Raw genomic sequence first — 2343 nt, forward strand, 5'->3', positions numbered from 1 at the left:
CTCCACAATTAATATACACCCTAATCATACGTTTTAGTTGCTATAAATTCAACAACTGTATCTGTATGATTAGGGTGTACTTGAAAATAACAAAACTAACTTTAAAATATTTTGTCATACTTGCGCAATGAATTTATCTTTTCATAATCACTAGACATATAACGGGAATTCTTTACCAAATACTTTTCGCCACTCATCTATTGCTTTTTTATTATCAAGATTTGATGCAAAATCTATGGCTTTTTGAGATATTTTAGAGTGTTCATTAGCTTTTTGAGATATTTTATATTTTTCCTCTTGAGACAAAGTATTAATATCAACTTTTGGATTATCTGGAGAAAAAATCATATTATAAATTTCTTTTTGAATAAAATTTAAAATGTTAGGTATTTCCGTACTAATATGTTGTTTTAGTTCTTTATTATCTTGATAATAATTTAATATTATTATCTCTAATAAATAAGAAGGCATTGTAGGTGCCATACTATTTTTATTCCAATATTTAATAATACGTATTATATCTAATAATTTTCCACCATTAATTTGATTTAATTCTGAAATTATACTTTTCTCAATTCTAGGATCAGTTTTTTTCCAATAGCCATTACCATCAGGTATTAAATAGTGAGTATTTCCTTTTAGATCTTTTTTAGTAAAAAAACAAGGAACAATATCAAAGTTCCACTTATATGTTGCTAATTTTAAAGTGGCTGCTTCTTGATTTCTCTTTATGTCTGAATATTCGTATTGTGGTATCTTTTTCAATAACTCAATAAATTTATTTATTACTCTTCTAGAATTAAGTCTATTTGAATCATCAAAACATAATTTTTTTAACATATCTGCATTCTCTTCAACTATTATTTCAATTTTGTCTGAATATTCAATATAAGTTCCATTTTCTGCACTCAATGTAATCATTATGTCTATGTCATCTAAATCTTTAATTTTAGTTTTTCGAGCAAAAGAACCAAAATATATATTCTTTTCGCTATATAAATTCGGAAATGTTTTTTCTTTATTTGGAAATGTTTTTATTTGTTGTACTAACCAATCTCTACTTTTTAAAGCTTTATTTGTTTCATTTCTATCTAATTTCACATAATCTTTTGAGAATTTTTCAAAAGCTGCTTCTACTGTCTTTACCATTAAATCTCTCCTTTATAAATAAAGATAATTATTTATTTCAATTTCAGATCTTTTTTTATACTTTCCCATTCTTCTGATGTTTTTTTATTAATCTCATTAAATATTTTTGTCGAAAGCATTACTCCCATTCTAGCTTTAAGAATTTCATATTCAATAGTAACATCTAGTATTTTAGATAAGTTTTCGTTAAAATTTCCTTCGTCTTTTGTATTTATAAGATATATATATCGAAATTTTTGATAAATTTTTTCTGTTTCAATTTTATATTTTTCTAATTTTATCCAATTAATTATTATATTAGTACCAAATAACAGCTGTACTATAAATAAAAGTAACTCTATATGAGTTGAACGTAATATTAATAGAAACAACAAAGTTATCAAAGAAATTATTGATTTACATCTTTCTTTATGTAACATTTTTTTACTAATTTCAAAAGAAAATAATGAATTCTCAAAAGTATTTAAACCTAAACGAAATATAGATGGCGAACTTTCATTATTATAGTAACCTTTAGTTTTTTCATCATTTAAAGGTATTCCAAACGAATTCGATAGTAAATGAGTTTTTCTTATATTTTCTACTTTAGGAATTAACCAGACTGTTAAAATAGTATCAATTGCAAAGAAACACACTAATACTACTATGTAGAGTACTATAATTAAATATTTAAAGTCATTATCTAAAATAAATGTAATGAAACAAGAACAGATTAATGATACATAAAAGAGCATTTTTTTAATTTTATTTACACAATTGACTTTTTTATACTTACTATCCATAGTATCTTTTCTCTCTTTTGTCATAAATACCACCTATCATATATTATACTTCCTATATCTATTATATAAAATTTACTTTTTGCATTCCTCTACTAACCAGTGTTATAATCTAATTAACAAAGTTATTAAGCATAATACACCAATCCCCTCACTATCGGAAGTAGTGAGGGGATTTTTAGGTGTGGCTATAGTCGCCTATTTTTTCTTATCGTTGCGATTACGTAGCCAATGCGCAAATAATGCGACGATACAACCACTCGCTGCTGTGGTCATGATGTGAACAAAGTTATCAAGCATAATTACACCTCCTCTCTACGTCTAAATTGACACCTGAGAGATAGGCGACCTGTATATTATATCATCTCTGAATAAGGGATAATAGATAACTTCCGATAAGTCATTTTATGTAATG

The 2343-nt window shown here is 25.4% G+C and carries 3 protein-coding genes; all 3 read right to left on the reverse strand.

Features of this window, described 5'->3' with window-relative positions:
- Positions 1-150 precede the first annotated feature (150 nt).
- The 3 genes from HMPREF2897_RS04210 to HMPREF2897_RS12200 all read right to left on the reverse strand — a co-directional run bounded on the left by HMPREF2897_RS04210 (position 151) and on the right by HMPREF2897_RS12200 (position 2228).
- Positions 151-1149: an SMODS domain-containing nucleotidyltransferase gene (locus tag HMPREF2897_RS04210; protein WP_046044684.1), complete on the reverse strand. Its 999-nt coding sequence runs from the start codon at positions 1147-1149 to the stop codon at positions 151-153.
- Positions 1150-1181: 32 nt separating this feature from the next.
- On the reverse strand, positions 1182-1955 hold the full coding sequence (locus HMPREF2897_RS04215; protein WP_070592729.1) for a hypothetical protein: 774 nt from the start codon (positions 1953-1955) through the stop codon (positions 1182-1184).
- Between the two features lie 171 nt (positions 1956-2126).
- On the reverse strand, positions 2127-2228 hold the full coding sequence (locus HMPREF2897_RS12200) for a type I toxin-antitoxin system Fst family toxin (protein ID WP_002497230.1): 102 nt from the start codon (positions 2226-2228) through the stop codon (positions 2127-2129).
- Positions 2229-2343: the final 115 nt, after the last annotated feature.

It is taken from the genome of Staphylococcus sp. HMSC065D05 (genome assembly GCF_001813195.1).
In the GTDB taxonomy this organism is placed as follows: domain Bacteria; phylum Bacillota; class Bacilli; order Staphylococcales; family Staphylococcaceae; genus Staphylococcus; species Staphylococcus epidermidis.